The organism is Rhodanobacter sp. B04 (assembly GCF_002001125.1).
Lineage (GTDB): Bacteria > Pseudomonadota > Gammaproteobacteria > Xanthomonadales > Rhodanobacteraceae > Rhodanobacter.
Map to the genome: position 1 here is coordinate 333,409 of NZ_MUNV01000007.1, position 25,703 is coordinate 359,111.

26 protein-coding genes are annotated in these 25,703 nt (G+C 66.4%); 7 read left to right on the top strand and 19 right to left on the bottom strand.

The genetic code is table 11. The features are described from left to right. Positions 1-75: 75 nt before the first annotated feature. Positions 76-939 carry a neutral zinc metallopeptidase gene (locus B0E46_RS06210; protein WP_077554898.1) on the bottom strand — a complete coding sequence of 288 codons (864 nt, stop codon included), beginning with the start codon at positions 937-939 and terminating at the stop codon, positions 76-78. A 118-nt stretch (positions 940-1,057) separates the two neighbouring features. On the opposite strand from B0E46_RS06210, the gene B0E46_RS06215 reads away from it, so the two are divergent. Both B0E46_RS06215 and B0E46_RS06220 read left to right on the top strand, forming a co-directional pair. Next, positions 1,058-1,450, top strand: a complete 393-nt coding sequence (locus tag B0E46_RS06215) for an MAPEG family protein (RefSeq protein WP_077554899.1) — start codon at positions 1,058-1,060, stop codon at positions 1,448-1,450. 786 nt (positions 1,451-2,236) lie between these two features. Further along, positions 2,237-3,019 (top strand): CPBP family intramembrane glutamic endopeptidase, encoded by a 783-nt coding sequence (locus tag B0E46_RS06220; RefSeq protein WP_254425063.1) that lies wholly within the window; start codon positions 2,237-2,239, stop codon positions 3,017-3,019. Here the strand turns inward: B0E46_RS06220 and B0E46_RS06225 are convergent. The 8 genes from B0E46_RS06225 to B0E46_RS06260 all read right to left on the bottom strand — a co-directional run bounded on the left by B0E46_RS06225 (position 3,008) and on the right by B0E46_RS06260 (position 9,836). Further along, positions 3,008-3,595, bottom strand: a complete 588-nt coding sequence (locus tag B0E46_RS06225) for a Maf family protein (protein ID WP_077554900.1) — start codon at positions 3,593-3,595, stop codon at positions 3,008-3,010. The genes B0E46_RS06220 and B0E46_RS06225 overlap by 12 nt on opposite strands. A gap of 42 nt (positions 3,596-3,637) precedes the next feature. Continuing rightward, entirely contained in the window at positions 3,638-4,087 is a 450-nt protein-coding gene (locus tag B0E46_RS06230) for a GNAT family N-acetyltransferase (protein WP_077554901.1), read from the bottom strand. A 30-nt stretch (positions 4,088-4,117) separates the two neighbouring features. Then, positions 4,118-4,588 carry a 23S rRNA (pseudouridine(1915)-N(3))-methyltransferase RlmH gene (gene rlmH / locus B0E46_RS06235; RefSeq protein WP_077554902.1) on the bottom strand — a complete coding sequence of 157 codons (471 nt, stop codon included), beginning with the start codon at positions 4,586-4,588 and terminating at the stop codon, positions 4,118-4,120. Positions 4,589-4,602: 14 nt separating this feature from the next. Beyond that, positions 4,603-4,989, bottom strand: a complete 387-nt coding sequence (gene rsfS / locus B0E46_RS06240; protein WP_077554903.1) for a ribosome silencing factor — start codon at positions 4,987-4,989, stop codon at positions 4,603-4,605. 101 nt (positions 4,990-5,090) lie between these two features. After that, a complete protein-coding gene (locus B0E46_RS06245; RefSeq protein ID WP_168171145.1) occupies positions 5,091-7,403 on the bottom strand; it encodes an LTA synthase family protein in 2,313 nt (770 codons plus the stop codon). 112 nt (positions 7,404-7,515) lie between these two features. Continuing rightward, positions 7,516-8,601, bottom strand: a complete 1,086-nt coding sequence (locus B0E46_RS06250; RefSeq protein WP_077554905.1) for a nitronate monooxygenase — start codon at positions 8,599-8,601, stop codon at positions 7,516-7,518. A 118-nt stretch (positions 8,602-8,719) separates the two neighbouring features. After that, complete coding sequence (locus tag B0E46_RS06255; protein ID WP_077554906.1) at positions 8,720-9,430, bottom strand: DUF1345 domain-containing protein; 711 nt, start codon at positions 9,428-9,430, stop codon at positions 8,720-8,722. A 130-nt stretch (positions 9,431-9,560) separates the two neighbouring features. Then, entirely contained in the window at positions 9,561-9,836 is a 276-nt protein-coding gene (locus B0E46_RS06260; RefSeq protein WP_077554907.1) for a GNAT family N-acetyltransferase, read from the bottom strand. A gap of 148 nt (positions 9,837-9,984) precedes the next feature. Here B0E46_RS06260 and B0E46_RS06265 point away from each other — a divergent pair, with 148 nt between their 5' ends. From B0E46_RS06265 to B0E46_RS06275, 3 genes are all read left to right on the top strand, one after another. Continuing rightward, positions 9,985-10,929, top strand: coding sequence for an oxygenase MpaB family protein (locus B0E46_RS06265; protein WP_077554908.1), 945 nt, complete (start codon positions 9,985-9,987; stop codon positions 10,927-10,929). Positions 10,930-11,041: 112 nt separating this feature from the next. Next, entirely contained in the window at positions 11,042-12,913 is a 1,872-nt protein-coding gene (locus B0E46_RS06270) for a 3'-5' exonuclease (protein WP_217316321.1), read from the top strand. A 55-nt stretch (positions 12,914-12,968) separates the two neighbouring features. Further along, complete coding sequence (locus B0E46_RS06275; RefSeq protein ID WP_077555000.1) at positions 12,969-14,546, top strand: FAD-dependent monooxygenase; 1,578 nt, start codon at positions 12,969-12,971, stop codon at positions 14,544-14,546. Here B0E46_RS06275 and nadD read toward each other — a convergent pair. The 8 genes from nadD to B0E46_RS06315 form a co-directional block, all read right to left on the bottom strand. Beyond that, complete coding sequence (gene nadD, locus B0E46_RS06280) at positions 14,480-15,118, bottom strand: nicotinate-nucleotide adenylyltransferase (RefSeq protein WP_084776524.1); 639 nt, start codon at positions 15,116-15,118, stop codon at positions 14,480-14,482. The genes B0E46_RS06275 and nadD overlap by 67 nt on opposite strands. Then, on the bottom strand, positions 15,115-16,125 hold the full coding sequence (holA, locus tag B0E46_RS06285; RefSeq protein WP_084776525.1) for a DNA polymerase III subunit delta: 1,011 nt from the start codon (positions 16,123-16,125) through the stop codon (positions 15,115-15,117). Before holA ends, nadD begins: the two co-directional genes overlap by 4 nt. Next, on the bottom strand, positions 16,125-16,679 hold the full coding sequence (gene lptE, locus B0E46_RS06290) for an LPS assembly lipoprotein LptE (RefSeq protein ID WP_077554911.1): 555 nt from the start codon (positions 16,677-16,679) through the stop codon (positions 16,125-16,127). Before lptE ends, holA begins: the two co-directional genes overlap by 1 nt. A 5-nt stretch (positions 16,680-16,684) precedes the next feature. Further along, a complete protein-coding gene (gene leuS, locus B0E46_RS06295; protein ID WP_077554912.1) occupies positions 16,685-19,339 on the bottom strand; it encodes a leucine--tRNA ligase in 2,655 nt (884 codons plus the stop codon). 103 nt (positions 19,340-19,442) lie between these two features. Next, on the bottom strand, positions 19,443-20,069 hold the full coding sequence (locus tag B0E46_RS06300; RefSeq protein ID WP_077554913.1) for a PqiC family protein: 627 nt from the start codon (positions 20,067-20,069) through the stop codon (positions 19,443-19,445). Continuing rightward, complete coding sequence (locus tag B0E46_RS06305; RefSeq protein ID WP_077554914.1) at positions 20,066-21,772, bottom strand: MlaD family protein; 1,707 nt, start codon at positions 21,770-21,772, stop codon at positions 20,066-20,068. Before B0E46_RS06305 ends, B0E46_RS06300 begins: the two co-directional genes overlap by 4 nt. Further along, positions 21,765-22,403 carry a paraquat-inducible protein A gene (locus tag B0E46_RS06310; protein WP_077554915.1) on the bottom strand — a complete coding sequence of 213 codons (639 nt, stop codon included), beginning with the start codon at positions 22,401-22,403 and terminating at the stop codon, positions 21,765-21,767. Before B0E46_RS06310 ends, B0E46_RS06305 begins: the two co-directional genes overlap by 8 nt. Next, entirely contained in the window at positions 22,400-23,017 is a 618-nt protein-coding gene (locus B0E46_RS06315) for a paraquat-inducible protein A (protein WP_077554916.1), read from the bottom strand. The genes B0E46_RS06310 and B0E46_RS06315 overlap by 4 nt, the downstream gene beginning before the upstream one ends. Positions 23,018-23,140: 123 nt before the next feature. Between B0E46_RS06315 and trxA the strand changes: the two genes are divergently transcribed. Then, entirely contained in the window at positions 23,141-24,007 is an 867-nt protein-coding gene (trxA, locus tag B0E46_RS06320) for a thioredoxin (RefSeq protein WP_077554917.1), read from the top strand. A gap of 13 nt (positions 24,008-24,020) precedes the next feature. After that, on the top strand, positions 24,021-24,473 hold the full coding sequence (locus B0E46_RS06325) for a DUF4442 domain-containing protein (protein ID WP_077554918.1): 453 nt from the start codon (positions 24,021-24,023) through the stop codon (positions 24,471-24,473). A gap of 6 nt (positions 24,474-24,479) precedes the next feature. Here B0E46_RS06325 and B0E46_RS06330 read toward each other — a convergent pair whose 3' ends face one another. Both B0E46_RS06330 and B0E46_RS06335 read right to left on the bottom strand, forming a co-directional pair. After that, positions 24,480-25,151 (bottom strand): hypothetical protein, encoded by a 672-nt coding sequence (locus B0E46_RS06330; protein ID WP_077554919.1) that lies wholly within the window; start codon positions 25,149-25,151, stop codon positions 24,480-24,482. Further along, positions 25,148-25,675: a sigma-70 family RNA polymerase sigma factor gene (locus tag B0E46_RS06335; RefSeq protein WP_077554920.1), complete on the bottom strand. Its 528-nt coding sequence runs from the start codon at positions 25,673-25,675 to the stop codon at positions 25,148-25,150. The genes B0E46_RS06330 and B0E46_RS06335 overlap by 4 nt, the downstream gene beginning before the upstream one ends. Positions 25,676-25,703 lie beyond the last annotated feature (28 nt).

The window sequence follows — 25,703 nt, forward strand, 5'->3', positions numbered from 1 at the left end:
GGCGCGCAGCCTGCAGATTCTAGAACGCGAAAGGCCTGCCGTGCGGCAGGCCTTTCTTCACCAGCGCCGAGCTTTCTACGGTTCGCCGGCAAACGTGTCGCACTGGTCCATGTCGCCGCTGCTGAAGCCGGTCTTGAACCACTTCACCCGCTGCGCCGAGGTGCCGTGGGTGAAGGTGTCCGGCCGCACGCGCCCCTGCGCCTGCTGTTGCAAGGTGTCGTCGCCGATATGGCTGGCCGCGTTGAGCGCCGACTCGATGTCGCCCGGCTGCAGCCAGTTCAGATCCTTCTGGCTGTGGTTCGCCCATACGCCGGCATAGCAGTCGGCCTGCAGCTCCTGCCGCACGGACAGGCCGTCCGCACCGTCCATCGGCTGACCCTGCCGCTGCATCTGCTGCACCTTGTCGAACACGCCGGTCAGTTTCTGCACGTGATGACCCACCTCGTGCCCGATCACGTAGGCACGGGCGAAATCGCCGGAGGAATGCAGCTGGTCCTGCAATTGCTGGAAGAACGCCACGTCGAGATAGACCTTCTGGTCGCCCGGACAGTAGAACGGTCCCACCGCGGTGGTGGCGCCGCCGCAGGCCGTCCTCACGCCACCGGTGAACAGGTGCAGTTTCGGATCGACATAGGTCATGCCCTTGGCCTGGAAGATCTCGCCCCAGGTCTGCTCGGTCGAATGCAGGATCGCGCTGACAAACGCCTTCTGCTGCGGATCGATCTGCACCGGCGCACTCTGCGCGGGCACGTTCGACTGCACCCCACCCTGATCCAGCAGGGCCAGTGGATTCTTGAAGAAGACCCAGCCGAGGATGGCCAGCACGATCAGCCCGCCCAGCCCCATGCGACCGCCACCGAAGCCTCCACCCCCACCACCGCCGCCAGTGCCACTGTCGACTTCGACGTTGTCGCTGCTGCCACCCTTCTGCCAATCCATACGCCCCTCGCCGATTGACGCACCGTGCCGGTGCCACCCGCTGACGATAGTCCTTCCCTCCGCACCACGCCAAGCATGCGCTGCGGCTACAGTAGGCGATCTTTCCCGAGGATCCGCCATGACCCATCTGCCCGCCCTGGTCACCCTGCTCACCGTCCTGCTGCTGTTCGGCACCCTCTGGGCCGTGGGCCATGCCCGTGGCAAGTACAACATCAAGGCGCCGGCGATCAGCGGCGACCCGGCGTTCGAGCGCGCCTACCGGGTGCAGATGAATACGCTGGAAAATACCGTCATGTTCCTGCCCACGTTGTGGCTGGCCGCCAGTTACGGCTTCAGCGGCTGGGCCGGCATCGCCGGGCTGGTCTGGATCGTCGGGCGCGTGTGGTATGCGCTGGCCTACCTGCAGGACGCGGGCAAGCGTGGGCCTGGTTTCGCGCTCGGCATGATCGGCTGGGCGGCGACACTGGTGATGGCCGGCATCGGGGTCTTTCGCGTGATGGCGCTTGGCTGAAGCGCTGTCATTCCACGCTCAGGCAGGCCGGGAGCCAGGGCGCCGAGTGCCCACAGGCGACGATGCGGTAGCGTCCCGCATGATGGGCAACCAGCATCACGGCCAGCCCGTTCTCGAAGCGCTGTAGCTTGGCCTTGTCCGGGACCGCACCGATACCGGCTCTGGCGCGGATGCGTCCGCGCCGGTCGATGCGGCTGCAAGTCGGGTCGAGATCGAGCGAGTACCTGCCCAGGTCGGTGAAGCCGGCTTCGGCGACGTCCTTCGGCCAAGCCGGATACAGGCCACTGCCGCGCGATCGAGTTCGGCAGCTCCTGCCGGCAGCAGAGCCGAGTGATCCAGTGCGGTCGCCTCGCAGCCGCGCGCCGCCAGTCGGCGGGCGACTTTTTCGGTGCCCGGATCCAGCACGAGGTTGCCCTTCTGCACCATGCCGTCGGCAAACAAGCGCTCGAAAAAGTGCCCGGAAAACCTGCACGATGGCGCGCGTGGCCACTGGCAGCCCTGTCAAAATCGATCGTCATCGCTGCCCCCTGCTCCAGCCGACGCCCCGACAGCTACCGGGATGGCCTGCCGCTGCAAATCGCTGCACGGGAGCAAAGATCATCCTGGCCACCGTGCCGATCGGCCGATTGCGGCCGCCGCTGGCAGGCAGCTAGCGTGGAGATGCTGAACGCCGTGCATGCCATACGGTCAAATGGTTTCCCGCGCCCGCACAGGATCAGCTTCACCATGGATGCCATGCATACCGATACTTCCCTGCGGCCGCCTGCGATACCACCCGCACCACACGTGTCGGCCTCCACCATGCGTGCGCCCAGCCTGTGGACCGCGCTGGGATTGATCGCGCTGTATTTCGTCCTGCAGGCCGTTGGCAGCACCGTGATCGCGCTGATCCTCGCCGTGGCCTTGGGCTTTGTTCGTCTGGACCAGGGCGTGACCCAGGTCGACAACAGCATTCACACCATGCTGGAACAACCCGGCATGCAGGCGGTGCTGGTGATGCTCACGCTAGGCCTGGCCGCATCATCGACCCTGCTGCTGACCCGGCATCGCTGGCCACATCTGTGGTCGCTTGCACAGCCACCGGGATTGGGTTTCGCGAGGCCGTCGCGGCCGCTGTACCTCGCGCTCGCCATCGCGGTTGGCGTGGCCGCCCCCTTGCTTGGCGGGCAACTGACCCAGTGGTTCGCACACGGACAAACCGTGAGCCAGGACATCCAGCAACTTGGCGCCGATACCCCGCTGGCATGGCGCATGCCGCTGGTGCTGGTGGTGGTGAGCCTCGGCCCCGTGGTCGAGGAGCTATTGTTCCGCGGCGTGCTGATGTCGGCGCTGATGCAGCGCTGGCAGACGGGCTGGGCCATGGCGGCCAGTTCGCTAGTGTTCGCGCTGGTGCACCTGCCGGGCCTGCAATGGCAATGGTTCGCGCTGCCGGACCTGCTCTTGCTGGCCTTGCTGCTGGCGTGGCTGCGACTGCGCTCGGGATCGATCTGGCCAGGTGTGTTGGCTCACGGCATCAACAACCTGCTGGCGGTGGCGGCGTGGTTTGTGGTGGCTCACCTATCCGGCTGAGGCTTGCGCCGCCGCTGCATTGAAATCACGCAGCAACCGCGCGGTCTCGAATACCGGCAACCCCATCACGCCGGAATGGCTGCCCTGCAGGTGCTCGACCAGCATCGCGCCATACCCCTGGATCGCATAGGCACCGGCCTTGCCGAACGGCTCGCCGGTGGCGACGTAGGCAGCAATCGCTGCTTCATCCAGCGATGCAAAACGCACCTGCGATACGCACACCGCGCATTGCTCGCACGTGGCACTGACCAGCCACACGACCGAGATCACCGCATGCGTGCGCCCGGATAGGCGACGCAGCATCGCGGCGGCATCGTCGGCGTCCAGAGGTTTGCCGAACACCTCGTCGTCCAGCACCACTTCGGTATCGGCGCCGAGCACGATCGCATCGCTGGCGTGATCCAGGCGGGCATGCCCGGCGCGCGCCTTGTCGCGCGCCACCCGGCTCACATAGTCCTGCGGCAGCTCGCCGCGCATGCGTTGCTCGGGCACATCGACATCGAGCACGCTGAAAGCCACGCCGATCTGTTCCAGCAACTGACGACGACGCGGCGACTGCGAGGCGAGATAAAGCATTCGGGATACCGGATCAGCAACCAGGCGCAAGCATAGCGGCGATCAAAGCGCGAGGCCGTACTCGCAGAACTGCCGGTCACGCTGCCAGCCGAGCGATTCGTACAAGGCCTGCGCCGGCGCATTGTCCAGCGCGGTCGACAGCGACAGGCTGGCGGCGCCCAGCGCCCGCGCATGTTCCGCCGCCGCGGCAAGCAATGCGGCGGCCACACCTTGCCGGCGTGCCGATGGCGCCACAAACAGGTCGTTGAGCAGCCAGGTGCGCACGGTGCGCACCGAGGAAAACAGCGGATAGAGCTGGGTGAAGCCGAGCCCGGCGCCGTGTTCGTCGCGCGCCAGCAGGATCAGCGACTCATGATGGCGGAAGCGTTCCGCCAGGAAGTCGTGCGCCCGCGCCAGATCGGCCGACTGGCCATAGAACTGGCGATAGCCGTCGAACAACGGCGCCAGCGTATCGAGATCGAGGATCGTGGCTTGCCGGATCTGGAAGGACATGATGATGGAGCTCCTTGGGCCGTACGGCGATCAAGCCCGATGGTAGGGATGCCCGGCCATGATCGTGGTGGCACGATACAGCTGTTCGGCCAGCACCAGCCGCACCAGCATGTGCGGCAACGTCAGCGGGCCAAGCGACCAGCGCTGGTCGGCACGCGCCAGCACCTCGGGTGCATGACCGTCCGGACCGCCGATCAGGAACGCCAGGTCACGTCCGGCCATCCGCCAGCGCGCCAGTTGTTCGGCCAGCTCCTCGCTGGACCAGGTCTTGCCGCGACCATCGAGCGCGATCACATGGATGTCATGTGGCAGCGCGGCGAGTATCGCTGCGCCTTCGTCCTGGATCGCCCGCGCGTCGTCTCGGCCCTTGCCGCGAATGCCGGGTTTCAGTTCGATCAGTTCCAGCGGCAGCTCGTGCGAAAGCCGCTTGCGATATTCGGCAAAACCTTCGGCGACCCAGCCAGGCATGCGTTCGCCGACGGCGATCAGACGTGCGCGCATGCCGCAGGTTCAGCTCAACCGGCTTGCACGACGTCGGCTTCGTGCCCGCTATCGCCCACCGTCCACAACCGTTCCAGGCCGTAGAACTCGCGGATGCGTGGCAGCATGACATGGACGATCACGTCGCCCAGGTCGACCAGCACCCATTCGCCTTCCACCTCGCCTTCCACACCCAGCGGCATCACGCCCGCCTTCTTGGCGAACTTGCTGACTTCGTCGGCGATGGATTTGACGTGACGTGCGGAGGTGCCGGAAGCGATGACGAGCAGGTCGGCGATGGAGGTCTTGCCGCGAACGTCGATCTCGCGAACGTCCTTGGCTTTCAATTCTTCCAGCGCGTCGATGACGGACTTGCGCAGGATTGCCGTGGTGACGGACTTGTTCGTACGGGCAGTACTCAAGAGGGTTGGCCTCGATACGGGATCGCAGCGCAAAATGGCGCGGCTGCAGTATAACCGCCCTGCCGCTGCGACACGTCAAGGTGCCTGGCGGTGCGGGCAGTTCAAGGTGGGCGGATATCGAGCTGCCTATGCATGTCGCATGCCTGGTCGCCATGACTCCCCTTCAGCAGGGCGGTGACCTGGTAGCTGCCCGCAGGCAGGCCCTCGGTGACGACGACCATGTTGAAGCCGGCATTGCCGGCGCTCCCGGCCTTGAGGGCATCGGCGACATCCGGGCGCGGCATGCCGGTCGCCCCTTCGAATCCGTAAATCCCGCCGTCTCGCAGAAGGAACATGAACCGTGCGGGCGGCTGCAGGTCGGCGCCGACCACCCAGCCCGCGGCGACAAACGGCTGTCCCTGCCTGATCGATACGGGCACATCCTGCATCAACGCACGGCCATCCACGGTATCGAGGGCGCAGCTGCCCACGGGTTGGGCCTTCGCCAGAATATTCGCGGACTGGCGTTCCACGGCTGTTCCGGGTCGGTTCCTATCGTGAGCACGCCCCGCATCGAGACCCGCCGCATCAGACGCATCAGACGCCGGAAAGATCGCATCGGCGTTCTCGTAGGCGTAGTAGGTCTGCACCAGCGCCTTGCAACCGGCATAGCCCTCGCCGAGCTGCGCGGGAATTTCGTCGGGTGCATAGACCTCTCCCCGATAGATCGCATAGATGGCCTGACCGATCGCCGCGATCGAAAAATTCCGGTCGTAGCCGCGCTCGAACAGCGAATGCCCGAGGAAGCTGTTCGGCAGCTGGTCGACGCCCAGCAATTGCAGGATGGTCGGCGCCAGATCCAGCGACGTCCGCCCGTGCACATCCAGACGGGGCGGCAGTGGCAGCCACGATGCGTGGATCAGCAACGGGATACGGTCGACGAAGTACGGCTTGTAGCCGCTGCCGGCCACCTTCACGAACGGCGGTTCGGGGTAATGCGCGTGATCCGTCGTGAGCACGAACAACGTGTCGGCGGCGTACTTCGAGGAGCGCAGATAATCGTAGAAAACGCCGATCCGGGCATCCAGCGTGTGCAGCGTGTTCAAGCTCGGATTGCTGCCGTCGCCATAGGGAATGCCGCCCGCTGGAATATCCAGGAAAGCGTGCGTGTCCAGCGTATACATCCCGATAAACAACGGTGCGTCGCCCCGGTAGCGCTGCAGGTAGGCGGCCAGCGCGCTGAATTGATCCCGATCCGTGAGGGCATCGTTGAACAGCGGATCGGGATGCTCCAGCAGCCCGCTGCGGCTGCGCGCGGCCGTATAGACGTCATCGAAGCCAAGCATCCGCACGAAAGGCGTCAATGCCTCGGCGCGCTGGTGCGGCGAAAAGAACACGGTCCGGTAACCCTGTTGCCGCAAGATTCCAGGCACCGACGCATACGCGTGCGTGGCCAGGCCCGACGCATCCCCAGCCGTCCAGCCGGCACCGTTTTCGGCACCGCCGCGGAAGGGATAGCCCGAAGTAAGCTGGCCCTGCAGCCCGCGGTACGTCGCGGCGGTATGGTTGAAGTAGTTGTCGACCACCATCGACTGACCCGCGATGCGCGAGATGTTCGGCGTCAGGCCGGGATAGCGGCCGCCGTAGGTCTCGAACAGCCTGGCCGACTCGCCCTCCATGAAGATCACCACCACATTCGGCCGTGCCGGCGAATGCGTGACTGCAAATGGCAGTGGCCGTGCATTCACAACATCCTTGAGAAACGGCCAACGCCCTCCGCCCAGTTGCACATCGCACAATTGTTTCCTGACGGTCGATGGCGGTATCAAAGCCACGCTTCCCGCGGACCGCCACTTCGAAACCGCCGAACGCAGCAAGGCCGTCACGGGCGATTGCCCCGCCTCCAGCCGAGCCATATCGCCAGCAGGCGGCACCGGGTGATTGAATGTGACGACACCCGCCACGGCGGCCAGCCCAGCCACGGCCAGCAGCCAGCCACGGCCGCGCGGCACTCGTGGTACGGCGCGGCGCGATGTCCCGGCCAGCATGGCCAGCCAGGCGATGATGCCAGCCGCCAGCAAGCCGCCCTGGCCACAGCTGACCGTAAGTGTGGCGTCCTGGGCATTTTCGAGAGCAAGCGGACTGATGAACGCGTTGGAGATCGTCAGTGCGTAGCTTTGCGCCAGATAAGCCGCCCCGAAGGCCAGCGCGACCAGGGCATGCAGACCCAGGCGCCACCAGCCAGGCCTGGATGCATCCGAGCCAAGCACCCATCTCGACGCACACAGAAAAGCCACTACCTCCAGCAGGGCGGGCACTAGCACGCCAGCCAGCAGCCGTGCGTTCAGCAGGCCAGGGGCGCGACCGAAGTAGATCGCCAGTGCGATGGCATAGGCAGCAAGCAGCAGCCCGGCGTAAATCCAAACCGGACGCAAGCTGCCGGATGAACCTTCGTTTCGCAGGTTTATCAAGATCGCATCGTCCATGACGCAAAGATGACGAGACTAACCAAACGCCAGCATCCAGGCCAGCCGTGTTTCAGCCAGCTCACCCGGTTTGCGAATGGGCCAGCGCGCGTCTGGCCAGCCGGTATTCGTGCATCAGGCGCGCCACCAGCTCGGCCGCCGGCTGTGGCCGCACCAAACCGGCAGCCTGCCCGCACCATTCGGACAACAGGTCGCCACGCCCGGCGGCCGCGGCAGCGCGGCGCAACGGCGCCGTGAGCGCATTCAGCACCGGATACGGCAACCCCTGCACCGCGTCCGGCATGGCCTCGACGAAGCGGTTGCGCAAGCCCCGGGCAGCGCGCCCGGAGAAACCCCGGATGGTGGTGACCTGGTGCTCCTCGACCCGCGGCAGATCCTGTTTCCACGCCTCGGCCGCCGAAGATTCCGGGCAGGTGAGAAAAGCGGTGCCCAACTGGCTGGCCGCTGCACCGAGGATTTCCGCCGCCAGCATGCCGCGGCCATCCATGATGCCGCCGGCGGCGATCACCGGGATACTCCCCGCCAGTGCGCGCACGGTGAGCGGCAGCAGCGCAAACAGGCCGATCATCGCGTCCTCGGCCGCATGCAGGAAGGTGCCGCGATGGCCACCGGCCTCGGCGCCCTGCACGCAGACGGCATCCGCCCCGGCTTCGGCCCAGGCGCGCGCTTCGGCCACCGTGGTGGCGGTACCGATCACGTAGATGTCGCGCTGGCGCAGCTCGCGCAACTGCGCCGGGCTGATCACGCCGAACGCGAAACTCGCCGCCGCCGGACGCGCCTCGCACAGCGCGGCGAACTGCTCGGAGAAGCGCGGCGCCCAGCGAGCCGGCAGATGGGTGCGCACATCGAGCCCCTCGCGCACCATCAACGCATCGAGTTGCGCGCGCGCCTCCGCTACTGCCGCCATGTCGGCCTCGAATTCATCCGGGAGCACGAACAGGTTGATCGCATACGGCCGATCGCCGAGCGCGCAGACCTGCGCCGCCTGTTCGAGGATCCCCTGCGGTTCCAGGTAACCGGCGCCCAACGAACCCAGTCCGCCCGCATCGGACACGGCTGCCACCAGCGCCGGTGGCGTCGAGCCGGACATCGGTGCCTGGATCAGCGGATGCTCGATGCCGAGCCGACTGGCGAAGGACGAGTTCATGCGTGCTGGCCTGCAAGCGATGGCTACCCAGTATCCGCTGTTGTCGCGTACTGGAGAAGTGAAGTGCGGCTGCCCTGCGGCGGCTGCATCGTCCAATGCCCTTGCGCCATCTAGCGGCCTAACTGCCGCCCAGCCCGGCCACGATGTTCACCGTGATCGCGATGATGAACACGTTGAAGAAGAACGCGATCACGCTGTGCAGCAAGGCCACGCGGCGCAGGTAACGGCTGGTGATCTGCACGTCGGAGACCTGGAACGTCATGCCGATCACGATCGCGAAATAGGCGAAATCCCAGTAATCCGGCTCGGCCGTGTCGGGAAAATCCAGCCCGGAGTGCTTGTCGCCGAAATCGCCGTAGAAGCCGTGCGCGTAGTGGATCGCGAACATGGTGTTGAGGAACAGCCAGCTCAGCACCACGCTCAGCGCACCGACCCCGATCGCCAGCGCACCGCCGGCCTTGGCCGCATGCAGCTCGTTGCTCAGCGCCACCAGCACCACGGTCGACAGCACCACGCCACTCCACAGGATGCCCCAGCGCCCGGTGTCCTGCTCCTGCGCCTGGGTGCGCATACTCGTCGGCGAAGCCTGATTGAACATCCTCGCCAGAATGGCCAGAAACACCAGGGCGCCCAGATCGAACCCGAGCAGCACCGCGATGGTTGGCCGCAGTCCGCTCGCCACCAACGCGGCGGAGGTGATGATGAAGATCACCAGCGACACGACCATTCGCGGCCGGACTTTGATGAAATGGAATGGCCGCCAGCGGCGCCTCCTCGGCTGGGCTTGCGCGGCCACGCTGGCATCATCGGGTGGCGAGGCGTTGTTCATGCACGCCACCACGCCGACGCGGCGATGGACAAAACCTTCATGGTGGCCATGGATGGAGCCTCACAATGCAGCACGCAACCTCCGGATGTCCGGCGCGACAGCCGGCGACGCGGCGATGATAGCGGGAGTTTCATCGGCACAAATCCTGATACTCCGGGTGCCGCGTGATCCACGCCGAGGCATACGAACAGGCCGGCACCACCTTCCAGCCCTCGGCACGCGCCGCGTCCATGGCCGCCTGTACCAGGGCCGATGCGATGCCGCGCCCGCCCACTTCGCCTGGCACGCCCGTATGGGTGATCGTCAGCACGCCGGCAGCCAGGGTGTAATCGAGTTCGCAATCCACGCCGTCCACCTGCGTTTCGAAGCGATGCGCGGCACGATCGTGTTGAATGGCAAACGACATGCAACCTCCAATCCGGATGTGACCAGCGCCAAGCATACGGCCTGGCGACGGTAATCGGAGGTGAAGCCGGCTCATCGGTCCCTTCGCGCGCCCTGCATGAGCCAGCCACCACGCTGGATACCTCAAGGCGCCACGCTAGACTTGCCGCATGCCGTTGCCGCCAGACTTCCTCACCCGTATCGCCCGCGAACCGCTCCGTCCGCTGCGTGCCGCGATCCGGCACTGGGTGCTCAGTGCATTCCCGCGCGCGCGGACCGGCAGCATCGATTACGACCATCCGCACGGCGACCCGGGCCTGTTCGGGCCGGACAGCGCGACCTGGCGCGTGCACGCGGATTTCCCCGGCATGCTGGCCGGTGGCCTGGCCGCACTGACCTTGCAGACGCTGCATCCGCTGGCGCTGGCCGGCGTATGGGACCACTCCAACTTCCGTGGCGACCTGCTCGGGCGCTTGCGCCGCACCACCGCGTTTGTCGGTGGTACCACCTTCGCACCGCGCGCGCAGGCCGAAGCGCTGATCGAGCGCGTGCGGCAGATCCACACGCATGTCACCGGACATGGCGAGGATGGACGTCCGTATGCCGCCGACGATCCCGCGCTGCTGACCTGGGTGCATGTCACCGAGGCATACAGTTTCCTGCAGGGTTATCGGCGCTACAGCCATGTAAACCTTCCGCCGGATGCCGCCGATCGCTACTACGACGAGGTGCGGCGCATCGCCGAGGCATTGGGCGCTCGCGCGGTGCCCGCCTCGGAACAGGCCGTCGACGACTACTTCCGCCGCATCCGGCCCGAACTGGCCTGTACCGAACGCTCGCGCGTGGTGCTCGGACTGCTGGCGCAGGTGCGCCTGCCGGTGCCTGCAGCGGGACTGTCGCGCGACCTGTTCCTGCACGCCGGCGGCGCCCTGCTGCCGGACTGGGCGACGGAGCTGCTCGGCCGCACGCCGCGGCAGCAGCGCCAGGCACGACTGGCGGCCCACGCGTTATGGACCATCGCGCCGGTCTTTCGCGCCGCGCTGAAGGACGGCATCGCCAGCCGCGCGTGCCGGCGCATGGATGCGCCAGTGGAGCGGTTGCAGCACTGGGCGTAGATCCGTTTCAGGGCCTTCCCTCGGCGTGCCGGGGCATCGCTGCATTTCGCCCGGCATTGACAGCTTCGCCCTATCGGCTAACGTCGGGCGGACACGTCAGTCAGGGGCGCCTGTGGCAACACTCATTCCGACCCGCAACAGCTGCCTGCCGCGCATGACCGGCGGCGAGAAACGCGTTTCCGAACGGCTGGAGCAGAAGCTCGAGGAGGACTACCTGCTGTGGTACGACGTGCCGGTCGGGCTGAAACAGCGCCATCCGGACTTCGTGGTGTTCCACCCGCGCCGCGGCCTGCTGGTGCTGGAAGTGAAGGACTGGAAAGCCGACACCATCCAGCATGCCGACAACACCCAGTTCACCCTGATCACCGATCGCGGCCTGGTCAAGGAGGCCAACCCGCTGCTGCAGGCGCGCGCCTATGCACTGGAAATCGGCGTGGTGCTGGAGCGCGATCCTGCGCTGCGCCAGCCACAGGGCTCGCGCCATGCCGGCAAGCTGATCATGCCGTGGGCCTGGGGCGTCGTGCTGGCCAACATCACCCGCAAGCAATTCGACGAAGGCGCGCTGGGCGAAGTGCTGCCCGAGCATCTGGTGATCTGCCGCGACGAGCTGTACGAGACGGTCGACGCCGAAGCGTTCCAGGAACGGTTGTGGGCGATGTTCCCGCAGGTCTTCCCGGTGACGCTGACCCTGCCGCAGATCGACCGCGTGCGCTGGCACCTGTTTCCCGAGTTGCGGGTCGAACCCGGCAGCGGCCAATTCGGCCTGTTCGGCCCGACCGACGCGGCGGTGCGTCCGCTGGAGATTCCCGACCTGGTCAAGGTGATGGACTCGCAGCAGGAGCAGCTGGCGCGCTCGCTCGGCGGCGAGCACCGGGTCATCCACGGCGTCGCCGGCTCCGGCAAGACGATGATCCTCGGCTTCCGCGCGATGCAGCTGGCGCGCGAACTGGGAAAACCCATTCTGGTGCTGTGCTACAACAAGACGCTGGCCGCACGGCTCGAACAGCTGATCGGCGAGCGCGGCCTCAGCGAGAAGGTGCAGGTCTACAACTTCCACAAGTGGTGCCGCAAGATGCTGGTGGCCTACCATGTGCCGTTGCCGCCCGGAAAGGACAAGGCTTTCTTCGAGGCGTTGCCGCCTGCGGTGATCGCCGGCGTGGATCGCGGCCAGATTCCGCGTTTCCAGTACGGCGCCGTGCTGATCGACGAAGGCCACGACTTCGAGCCGGACTGGTACAAGCTGATCGTGCAGATGATCGACCCGGCCACCAATTCGCTGCTGGTGCTGTACGACGACGCGCAGAACATCTACGGCAGCGCCGACCGCCGCAAGATCAGCTGGAAGAGCCTGGGCGTGCAGGCGCAGGGCCGCACCACCATCCTCAAGCTCAACTACCGCAATACGCTGGAAATCCTCTCGGTGGCGCGCGTATTCGCCAATGAATTGCTGGACTCGCGCGACGACGACGGTGACGGCGTGCCGCTGATCGCACCGGAAAGCGCCGGCCGCCGCGGCGCCCTGCCCGAACTGGTGCGCACCGACACCGCCGGCGCCCAGCTCGACGTGCTGATCGCGCGGCTGCGCGACGAGCACGCGCATGGCCGCCCGTATTCCGACATGGCGGTGCTGTTCCGCAACCAATGGGAAGGCGAAAAGCTGCACGAGGCATTGCAACGCATCGGCATTCCGAGCCGGCTCGCCGAAGGCGTTGGCAAACAGACCCTGTTCGTGGTCGAAGACAGCGTCAAGCTGGTCAGCATGCATTCCAGCAAGGGCCTGGAGTTTCCGTTCGTGATCATCCCCGGCCTCGGCTCGCTACCCAAACCCGGCCAGAGCGAGGCCGACGAGGCGCGTCTGCTCTACGTCGCCATGACCCGCGCCACCGAGCACCTGCTGCTGATCCACCACGACGATTCGGTGTTCAGCAAGCGCATCCGCGATTCGATCAATGAAGTGCAGGGGCAACTGGAGCGTGGCGCATGACCGCGCGATTTCCCGGCATGCAGTGATCGGCCCGATCCGGGAGCAGATTTGCGCCATGCCATCCCCTTCGACGAACATCCCCGACACGCAGGTGCTGATCGCGGGCGCCGGCCCCACCGGGCTGGTACTGGCGCTGTGGCTGACCCGGCTCGGCGTCAGCCTGCGCATCATCGACAAGACCGCCGAAGCGGGAACCACCTCGCGCGCACTGGCCGTGCAGTCGCGCACGCTGGAGTTCTACCGGCAGATCGGCGTGGCCGATGCGGTCGTCGATGGCGGCGCCACGATTGCCGGCATCAACCTGTGGGTCCGCGGGCGCAAGGCCGCACGGATACCGTTCCAGCAGATCGGCGAAGGCTTGAGCCCGTTTCCGTCGGCGCTGGTATTTCCACAGGATGCCCACGAGCGATTGCTGATCGAACGACTGCAGGCACTGGGCGTGACCGTGGAGCGCCGAACCGAACTGCTGAGCTTCGAGCAAGTCAGCGACGGCGTACACGCCACGCTGCGGCAATCCGATGGCACGGAAGTGAGCTGCCGCGCTGCCTACCTTGCTGGTTGCGACGGCGCGCGCTCGGTCGTGCGCGAGGTTCTGGGCTTCACCTTTCCCGGCGGCACCTACACGCAACGGTTCTATGTTGCCGACGTGGATGCGACGGGCCCGGCCGCCGATCATGAATTGCATATCGATCTCGACGATGCCGATTTCCTCGCGGTCTTCCCGCTCAAGGGCCACGGCCGTGTGCGCCTGGTCGGCACCGTGCGCGAACCCGCCGACGAGAACGGCGAGCTGAGCTTCGACGACGTCAGCCCGCGCGCGATCGCCCAGCTCCGGCTCGGCATCGCCAAGGTGAACTGGTTCTCGACCTATCACGTGCACCACCGGGTCGCGCCATCCTTCCGGCACGGGCGCACGTTTCTGCTGGGCGACGCCGCGCATATCCACAGCCCGGCCGGCGGCCAGGGCATGAACACCGGCATCGGCGATGCGGTGAACCTGGCATGGAAACTCGCTGCCGCACTGAACCAGCAGGCTGCCGACAGCCTGCTCGACACCTACGAAATCGAACGCATCCGCTTTGCCCGCCGGCTGGTCGCCACCACGGACCGCGGATTCACCCTGGCCACCAGCGAAGGTGCCATCGCGCGACAGGTGCGCACCCGGTTGATCCCGTTGATCGCGCCATGGCTGTTCCGCTGGCCGCCGTTGCGCCGGTTCCTGTTCCGCACGATGTCGCAGATCGGTATCGACTATCGGCACAGCACGCTGAGTGCCGGCAACGCTGGCGCGGTGCACGGTGGCGATCGCCTGCCCTGGGTGCGCACGGCAACGGGACACGACAATTTCGATCCGCTCACGTCGCTGGCTTGGCAAGTACACGTCTACGGCGAGGCAAGCGCGGAGCTCACGGCTACCTGCGCCGAGCACCGGCTTCAGCTGCATGTCTTCGCCTGGAATGCCGATATGGCACGCGCCGGCTTCGGGCGGCATGCGCTCTATCTGATCCGGCCCGATGGCTACGTCGCGCTTGCCGCCGCTGACGGCGCCACGCGGCGCCTGCGCGACTATCTGCTGGCGCGATACGGCGACAACAACCCGGCGGTGTCGAACAACCCGGCCGGCAACAAATAGCGCGGCTCACGTCCGCTGGCGAGCAGCTCGCGGATGCGGGTGGCGGAAATCTCCAGCGGAGTGACGGCCAGCTCGATCACCTTGCCCGCGCTGGCGTGACGCCATGCTGCCGCTTCGCCGACGCGACGACCGGAGATCTCCCGCTGCAGCTCATCAGGCAGCACGGCGTCCATGCCTGGACGGCTCAACACCCCGACATGCGCCAGGTCGAACAGTTCGCGCCAGCGATGCCAGCCGGGCAAACCGGCGAATGCATCGGCACCGATCAGCAGTACCAGCGGGCGCCCCCCCTGTTCCGCACGAAGCTCGATCAGGGTGTCGATGGTGTATGACGGGCCGGCGCGCTCCAACTCGCGGGTATCCAGCGCGAGGCGTGACTGGCCCTGCAAAGCGGCGCGCAGCATCGCCACGCGCTGTGGCGCCGAAGCGGTCGGCGGCGGGCGATGCGGTGGCACGCTGGCCGGCATCAGGCGCACCTCGGCATCGAGCAGTTCGGAAGCCTCCCACGCCACGCTCAAATGACCCAGGTGCACCGGGTCGAAGGTGCCGCCGAAAATGGCCAGCGGCTTCACGCCAGCGCCTTGGCCGCACGCGGTTCGGCGATCGCGGCGATCAGCCGCTCGGCTTCCTGCCACGGATTGCCGGCTTCGCGGCCCTTGACCATGCGGTCGATGCGCGAGGCGCGCGCGAGGCATTGCAGCCAGTGCTCGCGCGGCGCGCGGCGCAGCGCCTGGCGGAACAGGGTTTCGCGTGCCTGCCACAGATGCTCGGCGCGGAACTGGGCGGCGAGATCATGCGCGTTGGCCAGGCGCAAGGCCAGCTGCAGCTGGTTGACCAGCCAACCCATCAGCGCCAGCAGTTCGTCGCCTTCGGAACGCAGCCCGGCAAGGATGCGCAGCGCACGCGCGCCGTCGCCGACGAAGGCGGCATCGGTGAGCTTGAACACGTCGTAACGGGCACTGTCGGCGACCAGGCCTTCCATTTCGACGGCATCGATGCGGCCCTGCCCGTGCAAGATGGCGAGCTTGTCGACTTCCTGCGCGGCGGCGAGCAGGTTGCCCTCGACGCGCTGCGCCAGCAGTGCGCTGGCATCGGGCGTCGCGGACAAGCCACGCGAGGCCAGCCGTGCACCGATCCATGCGCCCCACTCGTTCGGTCGTGGCGCATTGAACACCACCATCGTGCCGCTGGCGTCGAGCTTCTTGCTCCAGGCGCCGTCATGCTTGCTGCTCCACTCCATCGCGGTGATCAGCAGGGTGACGTCCGGTGGCGGATCGGCGCAGAACGCGTTGATCGCCTTGGCGCCTTCGGTGCCGGGACGGCCAGTGGGCAGACGCAGGTCAATCAGCCGGCGGCTGGCGAACAGCGACATGCCCGCAGCGGATCGCGCCAACTCGTCCCAGTCGAAATGCTGGCCGACATCGAGTACCTCGCGTTCGCTGTAACCCAGCTTCTTGGCCTGTGCGCGCAGTGCGTCGGCCGCTTCCAGCACCAGCAACTCCTCGCCGGCAAGCAGGTATACCGGCGCCAGGCGGTCAGCCGCCAGCGCCTTCTGCCACTGACCGGGACTAAGCGGCATCAGTGCGTGCTGGCGGCGCTCGCCGGGACGGCCAGCCCACCATCATGCTTGCCTGCAGCCTGCAGGCGGAACAGGATCGCCTGCACCATGTCCTGGTTGAGGCTGTGCTGGATCTGCTGTACCTGCGAGGCATTGCCGACCGTGTTGGTGGCGTCGTAGCTGTATTCGCGCGACATGTTGATGTGCTGCGGCGGTATCAGCATGTGGCCATTCGCATCGATCACCTCGAACTGCACCTGGTAGTGCACCGAATATTCGGTGATGCGCACGTATCCGCCGTTGGTCAACGAGTCGGTGCCGAACGAAGCCGTCGGCACGCGCAGCTCGGCAATCCCCGGGCCGGCATTGTCCTCGACGGTGACACCGGAGAGCTCCAGCGCACGCGAAAGCATGCGCGGGAATTCGCCGCCGCCGCTGACGGTGAGATGGATGCGCTGCATCGCAGGCGGCAGCGCCGCGCTCTGGCGCAAATGGAAACCGCAGGCAGTCACAGCCAGTGCCGAGATCAACAGCAGCGTGGCTTGAAACAGGCGTCCCGCTTTCATGAAGCTCATGGATTTCATCCTGCGACGATGTTGACGATCTTGCCGGGAACCACGATGACCTTGCGCACGCTCATGCCTTCCAGGAAATGCACCACCTGCGGCTGCGCACGCGCCGCAGCCTCAGCCTCTTCCTTGGAGGCAGTCGCGGCCAGCTCGATGGTAGCGCGCAACTTGCCGTTGATCTGCACCGCCAGGGTAACCGTGTCGCGCACCAGCGCGGCCGGGTCGGCCTTGGGCCAGGGCTGATCCTCCAGCACGGTCTCGGCGTGGCCCAGCACCTGCCACAGCGCGTGGCTGATGTGCGGCACCACCGGATTGAGCAGCAGCACCATCGCCTCCAGCGCCTCATGACGTACCGCGCGGCCCTGCTCGCTCTGGTCGCCGAACTTGTTCAGCGCATTGAGCAACTCCATCAGTGCCGCAATCGCGGTATTGAAGGAATGGCGGCGGCCGAAGTCGTCGCCGACCTTCTGGATCGTCTCGTGCAACTGGCGACGCAGCGTCTTCTGACCGGCGTCCAATGCGGCAGGATCGGTTTCGGGATGATCGGGATTCGCCGCATGCGTGGTCACTTCGCGCCACAGCCGCTTGAGGAAGCGCGACATGCCTTCGACGCCGGCCTCGCTCCATTCCAGCGACTGCTCCGGCGGCGCGGCGAACATCGAGAACAGCCGCACGGTGTCGGCGCCGTACTTGCCGACCATGGTCTGCGGGTCGATGCCGTTGTTCTTCGACTTGGACATCTTTTCGGTGCCGCCGATCTGCACCGGCTGGCCGTCCTCGCGCAGCACCGCGCCGGTGACGCGGCCGCGCTCGTCGCGCTGCACGTCGACTCCGGCGGGGTTGATCCAGTCCTTCGAACCATCCGCGTTGTCGCGGTAGAACGTCTCGGCGATCACCATGCCCTGGCACAGCAGGTTCTGCGCCGGCTCGTCCGAATGCACCATGCCCGCGTCGCGCAACAGCTTGTGATAGAAGCGGAAGTACAGCAGGTGCATGATCGCGTGTTCGATGCCGCCGATGTACTGGTCGACCGGCAGCCAGTAGTTGGCGCGCTCATCGATCTGCGCGTCCGCGCCGGGGCTGGTGTAGCGGGCGTAGTACCAGCTCGACTCCATGAAGGTGTCGAAGGTGTCGGTCTCGCGCTCGGCCGGACCGCCGCATTGCGGGCACGCGCACTTGCGCCACTCCGGATCGGCCTTGATCGGCGACTGCACGCCGGAGAACGCGACGTCCTCGGGCAGCACCACCGGCAGTTGGTCTTCCGGCACCGGCACCGCATCGCACTTGGGGCAATAGATCACCGGGATCGGGCAGCCCCAGTAGCGCTGGCGGCTCACGCCCCAGTCGCGCAGGCGCCAGTTGACCCGACGCAGGCCGTTGCCTTCGGCTTCGAGCCTGCCGGCGAGAAAATCGAACGCCTCGCGGTAGTTCTTGCCATCAAGTTCACCGGAATTGACCACCCGCATGTCGGTGCGGGTCTTGTCGGCGTACCAGTCCTTCCACTGGCCCGGATCGTATTCGGCATCCGCACCGCCGACCGCGATCACCTGCTTGATCGGCAGCTGGTACTTGTGGGCGAACTCGAAGTCGCGCTGGTCATGCCCGGGCACCGCCATCACCGCACCGGTGCCGTAGCCCATCAGCACGAAGTTGGCGACCCACACCGGCAGCTTCTCGCCAGTGACCGGATGCACGGCGAGCAGGCCAGTGGCCATGCCGCGCTTTTCCTGGGTTTCCAGTTCTGCCTCGGAGACGCCGCCGTGCTTCAGCTCGTCGAGGAAGGCGGCAAGCTTCGGATTGCCCTGCGCAGCCTTCAGCGCCAGCGGATGTTCGCCGGCGATCGAGACGAAGGTCACGCCCATCAATGTATCGGGACGGGTGGTGAACACCGTCAGCGGCTCGGCCTCGCCTTCCACCGCGAAGTGGATCTCCAGACCCTCGCTGCGGCCCAGCCAGTTGCGCTGCATGGTCTTGACCGCATCGGGCCAGCCCGGCAGCGTGTCCAGGCCGTCCAGCAATTCCTGCGCGTAGTCGGTGATCTTCAGGAACCACTGCGGGATCTCGCGCTTTTCGACCACGGCGCCGGAGCGCCAGCCGCGGCCATCGACCACCTGCTCGTTGGCCAGCACGGTCTGGTCGATCGGGTCCCAGTTCACCACCGCGTTCTTGCGGTAGGCCATGCCCTTCTTCAGCAGCCGGGTGAACATCAGCTGTTCCCAGCGGTAATAGTCCGGCTTGCAGGTGGCGAACTCGCGCGACCAGTCGATCGCATAGCCCAGCGACTTCAGCTGGCTGCGCATGTGGTCGATGTTGGCGTAGGTCCACTTCGCCGGCGCGGTGTTGTTCTTGATCGCGGCGTTCTCGGCCGGCAGGCCGAACGCATCCCATCCCATCGGCTGCAGCACGTTCCTGCCCTGCATGCGCTGGTAGCGGCTGATCACGTCGCCGATGGTGTAGTTGCGCACGTGGCCCATGTGCAGCGCGCCGGACGGGTACGGCAGCATCGATAGGCAGAAGAACTTCGGCCGGGAGGCGTCCTCCTTCACCGCGTAGGCGTGCCGTGCCGTCCAGTAGCTCTGCGCGGCGGTTTCCACCGCCTGCGGCGAATAGCCTTGCTCGGGCGCGCCGGCCTGTGCGGGAGAGCTTGCGTCTTGAATGTCCTGCATGATTTCTGGCGCCATGATGCGGTGGTTGCTGCCCGGCGACAGCCGGGCGCAGTGAACTGGTCAGCCTAGCCCAGCACGGGCCGGACGCCAAGCCTGAAGCGGCTTATCCCGCCGGGCACACGGCGGCGCGGCCGGCGCCGAGCGCACGCGCCGCGCTGGCGATCTGCGCCGCCAGCTGCCCGAGCGCGCGCTGATGCCCCTGCACCAGCGCCGCATAACCCGGCCCCACGGCTTCGCTGATGCGGCTGCTGCAGGCCAGCGCACCGGCATGGGCACCGCCATGCAGCACGCGCACGCTCCAGTTGCCCTCGATCAGGGCATAGCTGGCGGGCTGCGAGTCGAAGCGGCGCAGATCCAGCTTGATCCGCAGCAGCGGCTTGCCGTTGCCGGGCAGGCCGCTGACATCCTGGCTGCGCAGTTCGCGCGCAAGATCAGCCGACAGCGCGCCGCGCACCTCGTCACCGAGCGGCGCGATCCAGCGCTCGCCGTCGAGCATGGCCACCGCCTGGCCGCCCTCGCGCACCACCAGCTGTGGCTGATCGACCTGGGCCGGGATGCCGACCGGCAACAATTCGAACGGCAACGAAGGTGTTGCAGGCTGCGCAACCGGCCCACTGCCTGACTCGCCAGCCGGCGGGACCAGTGTGTAGTAATGCAACGGTGCCGAAGCGCAGGCCGCCAAGGCCAGCGCCGCGCCGAAGCCAAGCAGACGCATTGCGGTACGGATCATGGCTGACTTCCTTGCGTCGGTGAGGTGGCCGGTGGCGCCGCGATTGCCGCCGGTGGAACATCGACCGGTTTGGCGTCGGGCCGACGGCCGCGCAACAAGGCTTCCGGATGACCGCCCAGATAGTCGGTCAACACGCGCAGCGAACGCGCCATGCGCTGCACCTGCTCCAGCGTGGCGCCAAGGTTCTGCTGCAGCGGCGAATCGCCGGACAGCGCGTCGTTGGCGGTGTGCATGGTTTTCTGCACGCCTCGCAGGGTGCTCTTGACCTCCGGCAGGGTCTGGCCGTTGACCTGCTTCAGCGTGGCGTTGAGCCCGGCCAGGGTCTGATCCAGGTTCTTGCCGATGCTGTCGAACGGAATCTTGTCGACCTTGTCGACGATCTCGGCCAGTTGCTCCTGCAGTTTGTCGAAGCTGCCGGCCACGGTGGGGATCATCAAGGGCTTGGCGTTCGGATCGAACGCCACCGGCGGCGCGTGCGGCACGAAGTCCAGCGCCACATACAGCTGGCCGGTCAGCAGGTTGCCGCTGCGTGCCTGCGCACGCAGTCCGTGCGTGACCAGACGCCCCATCAGTTGTGACAGGTCGGCATTCTCGCCATGCGCCTTGGCCAGCGCCACCAGCTTGTCATAGGCGCTGCCCAGGCGCTGCGGATAGACCACCGCGCCCACGAGAACCGGGAAGCGCTGTGCCTTCTCGTCGTAATCAAGCTTGACCGATACCACCTTGCCGATGTTGATGCCGAGGAACTCCACCGGGGCGTCCACCGCCAGCCCGCGCACGGACTGCTCGAAGCGCATGCGGATGTAATGCGGCTCGCCGTCCGGCGGGGCCATCGCGGTGGTCTGGTCGCCGAACAGCGTGTACTCGGTCTCTTCCGGCGCCGGCGTGCTGTCATGCGGGCCGGCGGGATCCTGGAACGCCACGCCGCCAGCCAGCACGGTGGCCAGCGACTCCGTATTGAGCTTCAGCCCGCTCGCGCCGATCGACAGATCCACGCCACTGGCGTTCCAGAAACGCGTGGCGGTGGTGACGAACTTGTCGTTGGGGCCGTCCACGAAGATCTGCAGCGAAACACCCTTGCCGTCGCTGTCCAGCTGGTAGGACACCACGCGCCCCACCTGGATGCGCCGGTAGTACACCGGCGAGCCGATATCCAGCGAGCCGAGGTCATCGCTGTGCAGCACAAAACTGCGGCCGGGCGCGCCATGGTTCACCGCCGGCGGCGTCTCCAGCCCCTTGAACTCGTCCTGGGGCGTGCTTGAAGCCCCCGCGTCGACGCCGATGAACGCACCGGAAAGCAGGGTATCGATGCCCGACACGCCGCCCAGCCCGATCCGCGGCCGCACCACCCAGTAGCGGGTGCCCTCGGTGGCGAAACTCTCGGCGCTTTTCTCCAGCGCCACCCTGACCAGCACATGGCTGCGATCGCTGCTGAGATGGATCTTGCTGACCCGGCCGATCACCACATTCTTGTATTTCACCGGCGTCTTGCCGGCATCCAGCCCCTCGGCGCTCTGGAAGCTGATGGTGATCTGCGGGCCGGCCTGCAGCCGGTTGTTGATCACCAGCGAAAGCCCGACCAGCGCCGCCAGCGCCGGCACCAGCCAGATCAGCGAGGCATTGAAACGACGATGCTTCACTATCGGTCGAGGCAACTCCCCGCGGCTTGGGCCATCCTGCTCAGTACGACTGTCGTCAGTCATCGAAATCCCTGCCATCCCAGATCAACCGGGGGTCAAAACTCATCGAGGCCAGCATGGTCAGCACCACGGTCAGGCCGAAAAAGATCACGCCAGGCAGCGGCTCGACCAGGCTCAGCAGGCCGAAGCGCACCAAGGCGGTCAGCAACGCCACCACGAAGACATCCAACATCGACCAGTAGCCGATGAACTCGACCAGCCGATAGAGCTTGGCACGCTGCGGCCGTGCCCAGCCGCTACCGCGCTGGCTGCTTACCAGCAGCGTACCCAGCGAGAGGAATTTCAGCATCGGCACCACGATGCTGGCGGTGAACACGATGATCGCCAGGTCCGGCGATCCCTTGACCCACAACTCCACCACGCCGCTGATGATGGTGTTGTCGTCGATGTCATTCAAGCTGGCCGTGCGCATGATCGGCAGCACATTGGCCGGGATGTACAGCAGGAACGCGGCGATCATCAAGGCCCACGTCCGCACGTAGCTGTCCGGCTTGCGCCGGTGCAGCGCGGAGCCGCAGCGCGGGCAGGCCAGTGCATCGCCCGCCTCCGCATGACCGGGCGCGTCCGCGCAAACCAGCCCGCACACATGGCAGCCGATCAGGCCGAGTTCGGCGGCGCGCGGAAGCGCACTCACGCCTGGTCCTCCGGCGTGAGTTCCCACAGCTGGCGCAGGTCGACGCCGGCGAAGATGGTGATCAGCAAGGTCAGCGCCGCGTAGGCATAGATGCCCGGGTCCGCCACCACGTCGAAGTAGAGATGCGCCTTGACGATGGCCACCAGCGCGCCCAGCACGAACACCTCGCTCATCGTCCACGGCTGCAGGTAGTGCAGCGTCACCATCATCGGCACGAAACCCGGCGCGCGCCGGCCAAGGCGCGCGAACCACAGCAGCCATCCGAGCAGCAGCATCTTGACCAGCGGAAAAAAGAACAGCGTGCCGGCCGCCAGCACGGCGACCACCTGGGCCTGCTGCTGCCACATCACGATGATGGTGCCCCACAGGGTGGCGCCGCTGAGCTGGCCGTTCAGGCCCAGCGTGACGATCGGCCACATGTTCGCCTGCACGAACACGATCATCGCCGTCAGCACCAACGCCAGCAGGGCGCTCACACTCAGCCTTTGATGCCGCTCCAGTTCCGCGTGACAGCACGCGCAGCGCGCCACGTCGCCACGCGCCAGCGGGCGACGGCGATAGACCGTATCGCAGTGCTCGCAGATCAGCAGGGTTTCGGGTGCGGTCGTGCCCATGCGCTCGATGCCTGGTCCCAGCGTGAAGATTGGCGGATTCTCGCAAATCTATCGTGAACGCGCCGCTTGATATGCTGGGCCGCGCCCTGATCTGAACCGGCATCCGCCGAACTGGAGTTTCCCGTGACCGATGCCGCCGCCCCCGCCCATGTCTTCGACGTGGATCAGCAAAGCTTCGAAGCCGATGTGCTGCAGGCCTCGCTGACCACCCCGGTACTGGTGGATTTCTGGGCGACCTGGTGCGAGCCGTGCAAGACGCTGGGCCCGATGCTGGAAAAACTCGCCGCCGAGTACAACGGCGCGTTCCGGCTGGGCAAGGTCGATGTCGACACGCAGCGGGAGCTGGCCGGCATGTTCGGCATCCGCAGCATCCCCACCGTGATGCTGGTGAAGGATGGCCAGGTGCTCGACGGTTTCGCCGGGGCGCTGCCGGAAGGCCAGTTGCGCGAATTCCTGTCGCGCCATGTGCAGCCGCTGGAAGCTGCCGCCGAGCCGGCCGCAGCCGAGGTCGTGCCGGAAACGCCGGCACAGGCGATCGACCGCCTGCAGCAGGCGATCGCCGCCGAACCGGGCAAGCCCGACTTGAAACTCGACCTGGCGCTGGCACTGATGCGCGCCGGCCAGGTCGATTCCGCCGCTGCGGAGCTGGCTGCGCTGCCGGCCAATCTCGCCACCGATACGCGCGCGGTGCGCCTGCGCAGCGAGCTGGATCTGACCCATGCGCTGAAAGACGCTCCCCGCACCGGCGAATTGCAGCAACGCGTGCAAGCCGACGCCAGCGACTGGATCGCCCGCGACCAGCTCGGCGTACGCTTGTTGCTGGAAGGCGACGCCGAAGCCGGACTCGAGCAGTTCCTGACCATCCTGCAGAAAGCCCGCGACTGGAACGACGGCCAGGCGAAGAAGCGCCTGCTGGCCGCCTTCGCCACGCTCGACGATGCCGAACTGGTCGGCCGTTACCGCCGCAAGATGGCCTCGTTGCTGTTCTGATGGAAGTGCATGGATGAAAGCCTCCACCTTCCGTCGCCTGCTCAATCTGTGGCCACCCTTCCTGTGCAACGGCATCCGCGTGCGACAGGTGTCGGAGGACTGGACCGAAGCGAGCGTGGTGCTGCGGCTGCGTCCGTGGAACCGCAACTATGTGCGCACCCAGTTCGGCGGCAACCTGTTCGCGATGGTCGACCCGTTCTGGATGCTGTTGGTGATGCATCAGCTAGGCGACGACTACTACGTGTGGGACAAGGCCGGTGCGATCGACTTTGTTGCACCGGGCCGTGAGGACGTCTACGCGCACTTCAGGCTGGACTCCGCCGTGGTCGAGGAACTGCGCACGGCCGCCGCGGGCGGCGAGAAAGTGTTGCGCTGGTTCGAAACCGAAGTGGTCACCGCAAGCGGCGAAGTGGTCGCCCGCGTGCGCAAGCAGATCTACGTGCGGCTGAAACCGAAGGCGCGCTGAGCGCGCTCATTCGCTCTCGAAACGCTTGAGTTCGGCCAGTACGGACTCGGCCTTCTGCACGCTGCGGCCGGCAAAATTGTTCTCCAGCCAGCGCCGATGGCCCGCCCAGCGGATCAGGCCATACGCCGATCCGACCACCGCCAGCGAGACGACGCCGCAGAACGTCATCCACGGCACCAGCCCCGGAAATCTGGCCCACCAGTCGGCGGCACCCATCCGATCCCAGTCGTACTGGATCAGCATGAGCATGACCGGAATCCAGATCAGGCTGCCCAGTACGGCGAATACCGGCGCCTCCACCCTGATCCGCCATGCGCGCAGCGTGGCCAGTCGACGCTGGATCTCAAGCACCGGCGCCGCATAGTCGATGCCCTGCACCAGCGACAGCACCCGTGCCGAGAATACGATCGTCAGGATGCCGAACGCCTGCACCGTTATGCCGCAGGCCAACGCCTGCCAAATGTGCGTATGCGTGCTCCAGAACGCCACGCCCCACAGCATCACGCCGATGCCGAGGGCGATCTGCGCCGCCTGTCCCCACACCAGCGGCCGCAAGCCGCGGCGCAGCCGATCCAGCCGACCGTCCTTGAACATCCGCACGTTCAACGCATGCTGCTGCTCCAGCCGCCGATCGAGCGCCTGCCAGGCCAGTTTCATCTCGTCCAGTTCCATGCTCATGCTCCGGTGGTTGCCGCGGCCGTCATCTGCCCGCGCAATTTCTGCTTGATGCGACCGATCTTGGTCGCCACGTTGGTTTCGCTGATACCGAGGATCTCGGCCATCTCGGTGTAGCCGCGGTCTTCCAGGTACAGCAGGATCAGCGCACGATTGAGCGGGTCGAGCTGGCCGATGAACGCGTATAGCGCCTGCAGCCGCTCGTCCTGCTCGGCTATCGGCTCGCCGCCGCCGACGGTTTCCAGGTGGTGCGCCTCCAGCGGCTCGAAGCGGTCGGCATCGGACCAGCGCTCGCGCCGCGCCTGCGAGATCGCCACGTTCAGCGCGATGCGATACATCCAGGTGGAAAACTTCGCCCGTGCCGGGTCATAGCTGCCGAACGAACGCCATAGCTGGGTGCTGATCTCCTGCACCAGATCGTCGCGATCGGCCGCGCTGCGGCTGTACAGGCCTGCCACCTTGAACACGATCCGGCGATGTTCGTGCAGCAGCGATTCGAAGCGTTGCTGGTATTGCCTGGCAGTCATGGACGTTGCTTCCCCTCCGTTCCACCCA

Excerpts from the sequence above, each read along its gene's own strand:
- holA (WP_084776525.1), bottom strand. The coding sequence starts at position 16,125 with ATGCCGCTTAGTCCCGGTCAGTGGCAGAAGGCGCTGGCGGCTGACCGC.
- rlmH (WP_077554902.1), bottom strand. The coding sequence starts at position 4,588 with ATGCGCGCACGTCTGATCGCCGTCGGCGAACGCATGCCTGGCTGGGTC.
- B0E46_RS06265 (WP_077554908.1), top strand. The coding sequence starts at position 9,985 with ATGCCGTTGCCGCCAGACTTCCTCACCCGTATCGCCCGCGAACCGCTC.
- B0E46_RS06325 (WP_077554918.1), top strand. The coding sequence starts at position 24,021 with ATGAAAGCCTCCACCTTCCGTCGCCTGCTCAATCTGTGGCCACCCTTC.
- B0E46_RS06300 (WP_077554913.1), bottom strand. The coding sequence starts at position 20,069 with ATGATCCGTACCGCAATGCGTCTGCTTGGCTTCGGCGCGGCGCTGGCC.
- B0E46_RS06260 (WP_077554907.1), bottom strand. The coding sequence starts at position 9,836 with ATGTCGTTTGCCATTCAACACGATCGTGCCGCGCATCGCTTCGAAACG.
- B0E46_RS06230 (WP_077554901.1), bottom strand. The coding sequence starts at position 4,087 with ATGTCCTTCCAGATCCGGCAAGCCACGATCCTCGATCTCGATACGCTG.
- B0E46_RS06215 (WP_077554899.1), top strand. The coding sequence starts at position 1,058 with ATGACCCATCTGCCCGCCCTGGTCACCCTGCTCACCGTCCTGCTGCTG.
- B0E46_RS06250 (WP_077554905.1), bottom strand. The coding sequence starts at position 8,601 with ATGAACTCGTCCTTCGCCAGTCGGCTCGGCATCGAGCATCCGCTGATC.
- B0E46_RS06225 (WP_077554900.1), bottom strand. The coding sequence starts at position 3,595 with ATGCTTTATCTCGCCTCGCAGTCGCCGCGTCGTCGTCAGTTGCTGGAA.
- B0E46_RS06330 (WP_077554919.1), bottom strand. The coding sequence starts at position 25,151 with ATGAGCATGGAACTGGACGAGATGAAACTGGCCTGGCAGGCGCTCGAT.
- lptE (WP_077554911.1), bottom strand. The coding sequence starts at position 16,679 with ATGAGCTTCATGAAAGCGGGACGCCTGTTTCAAGCCACGCTGCTGTTG.
- B0E46_RS06275 (WP_077555000.1), top strand. The coding sequence starts at position 12,969 with ATGCCATCCCCTTCGACGAACATCCCCGACACGCAGGTGCTGATCGCG.
- leuS (WP_077554912.1), bottom strand. The coding sequence starts at position 19,339 with ATGCAGGACATTCAAGACGCAAGCTCTCCCGCACAGGCCGGCGCGCCC.
- B0E46_RS06335 (WP_077554920.1), bottom strand. The coding sequence starts at position 25,675 with ATGACTGCCAGGCAATACCAGCAACGCTTCGAATCGCTGCTGCACGAA.
- B0E46_RS06315 (WP_077554916.1), bottom strand. The coding sequence starts at position 23,017 with ATGGGCACGACCGCACCCGAAACCCTGCTGATCTGCGAGCACTGCGAT.
- B0E46_RS06255 (WP_077554906.1), bottom strand. The coding sequence starts at position 9,430 with ATGAACAACGCCTCGCCACCCGATGATGCCAGCGTGGCCGCGCAAGCC.
- B0E46_RS06305 (WP_077554914.1), bottom strand. The coding sequence starts at position 21,772 with ATGACTGACGACAGTCGTACTGAGCAGGATGGCCCAAGCCGCGGGGAG.
- B0E46_RS06210 (WP_077554898.1), bottom strand. The coding sequence starts at position 939 with ATGGATTGGCAGAAGGGTGGCAGCAGCGACAACGTCGAAGTCGACAGT.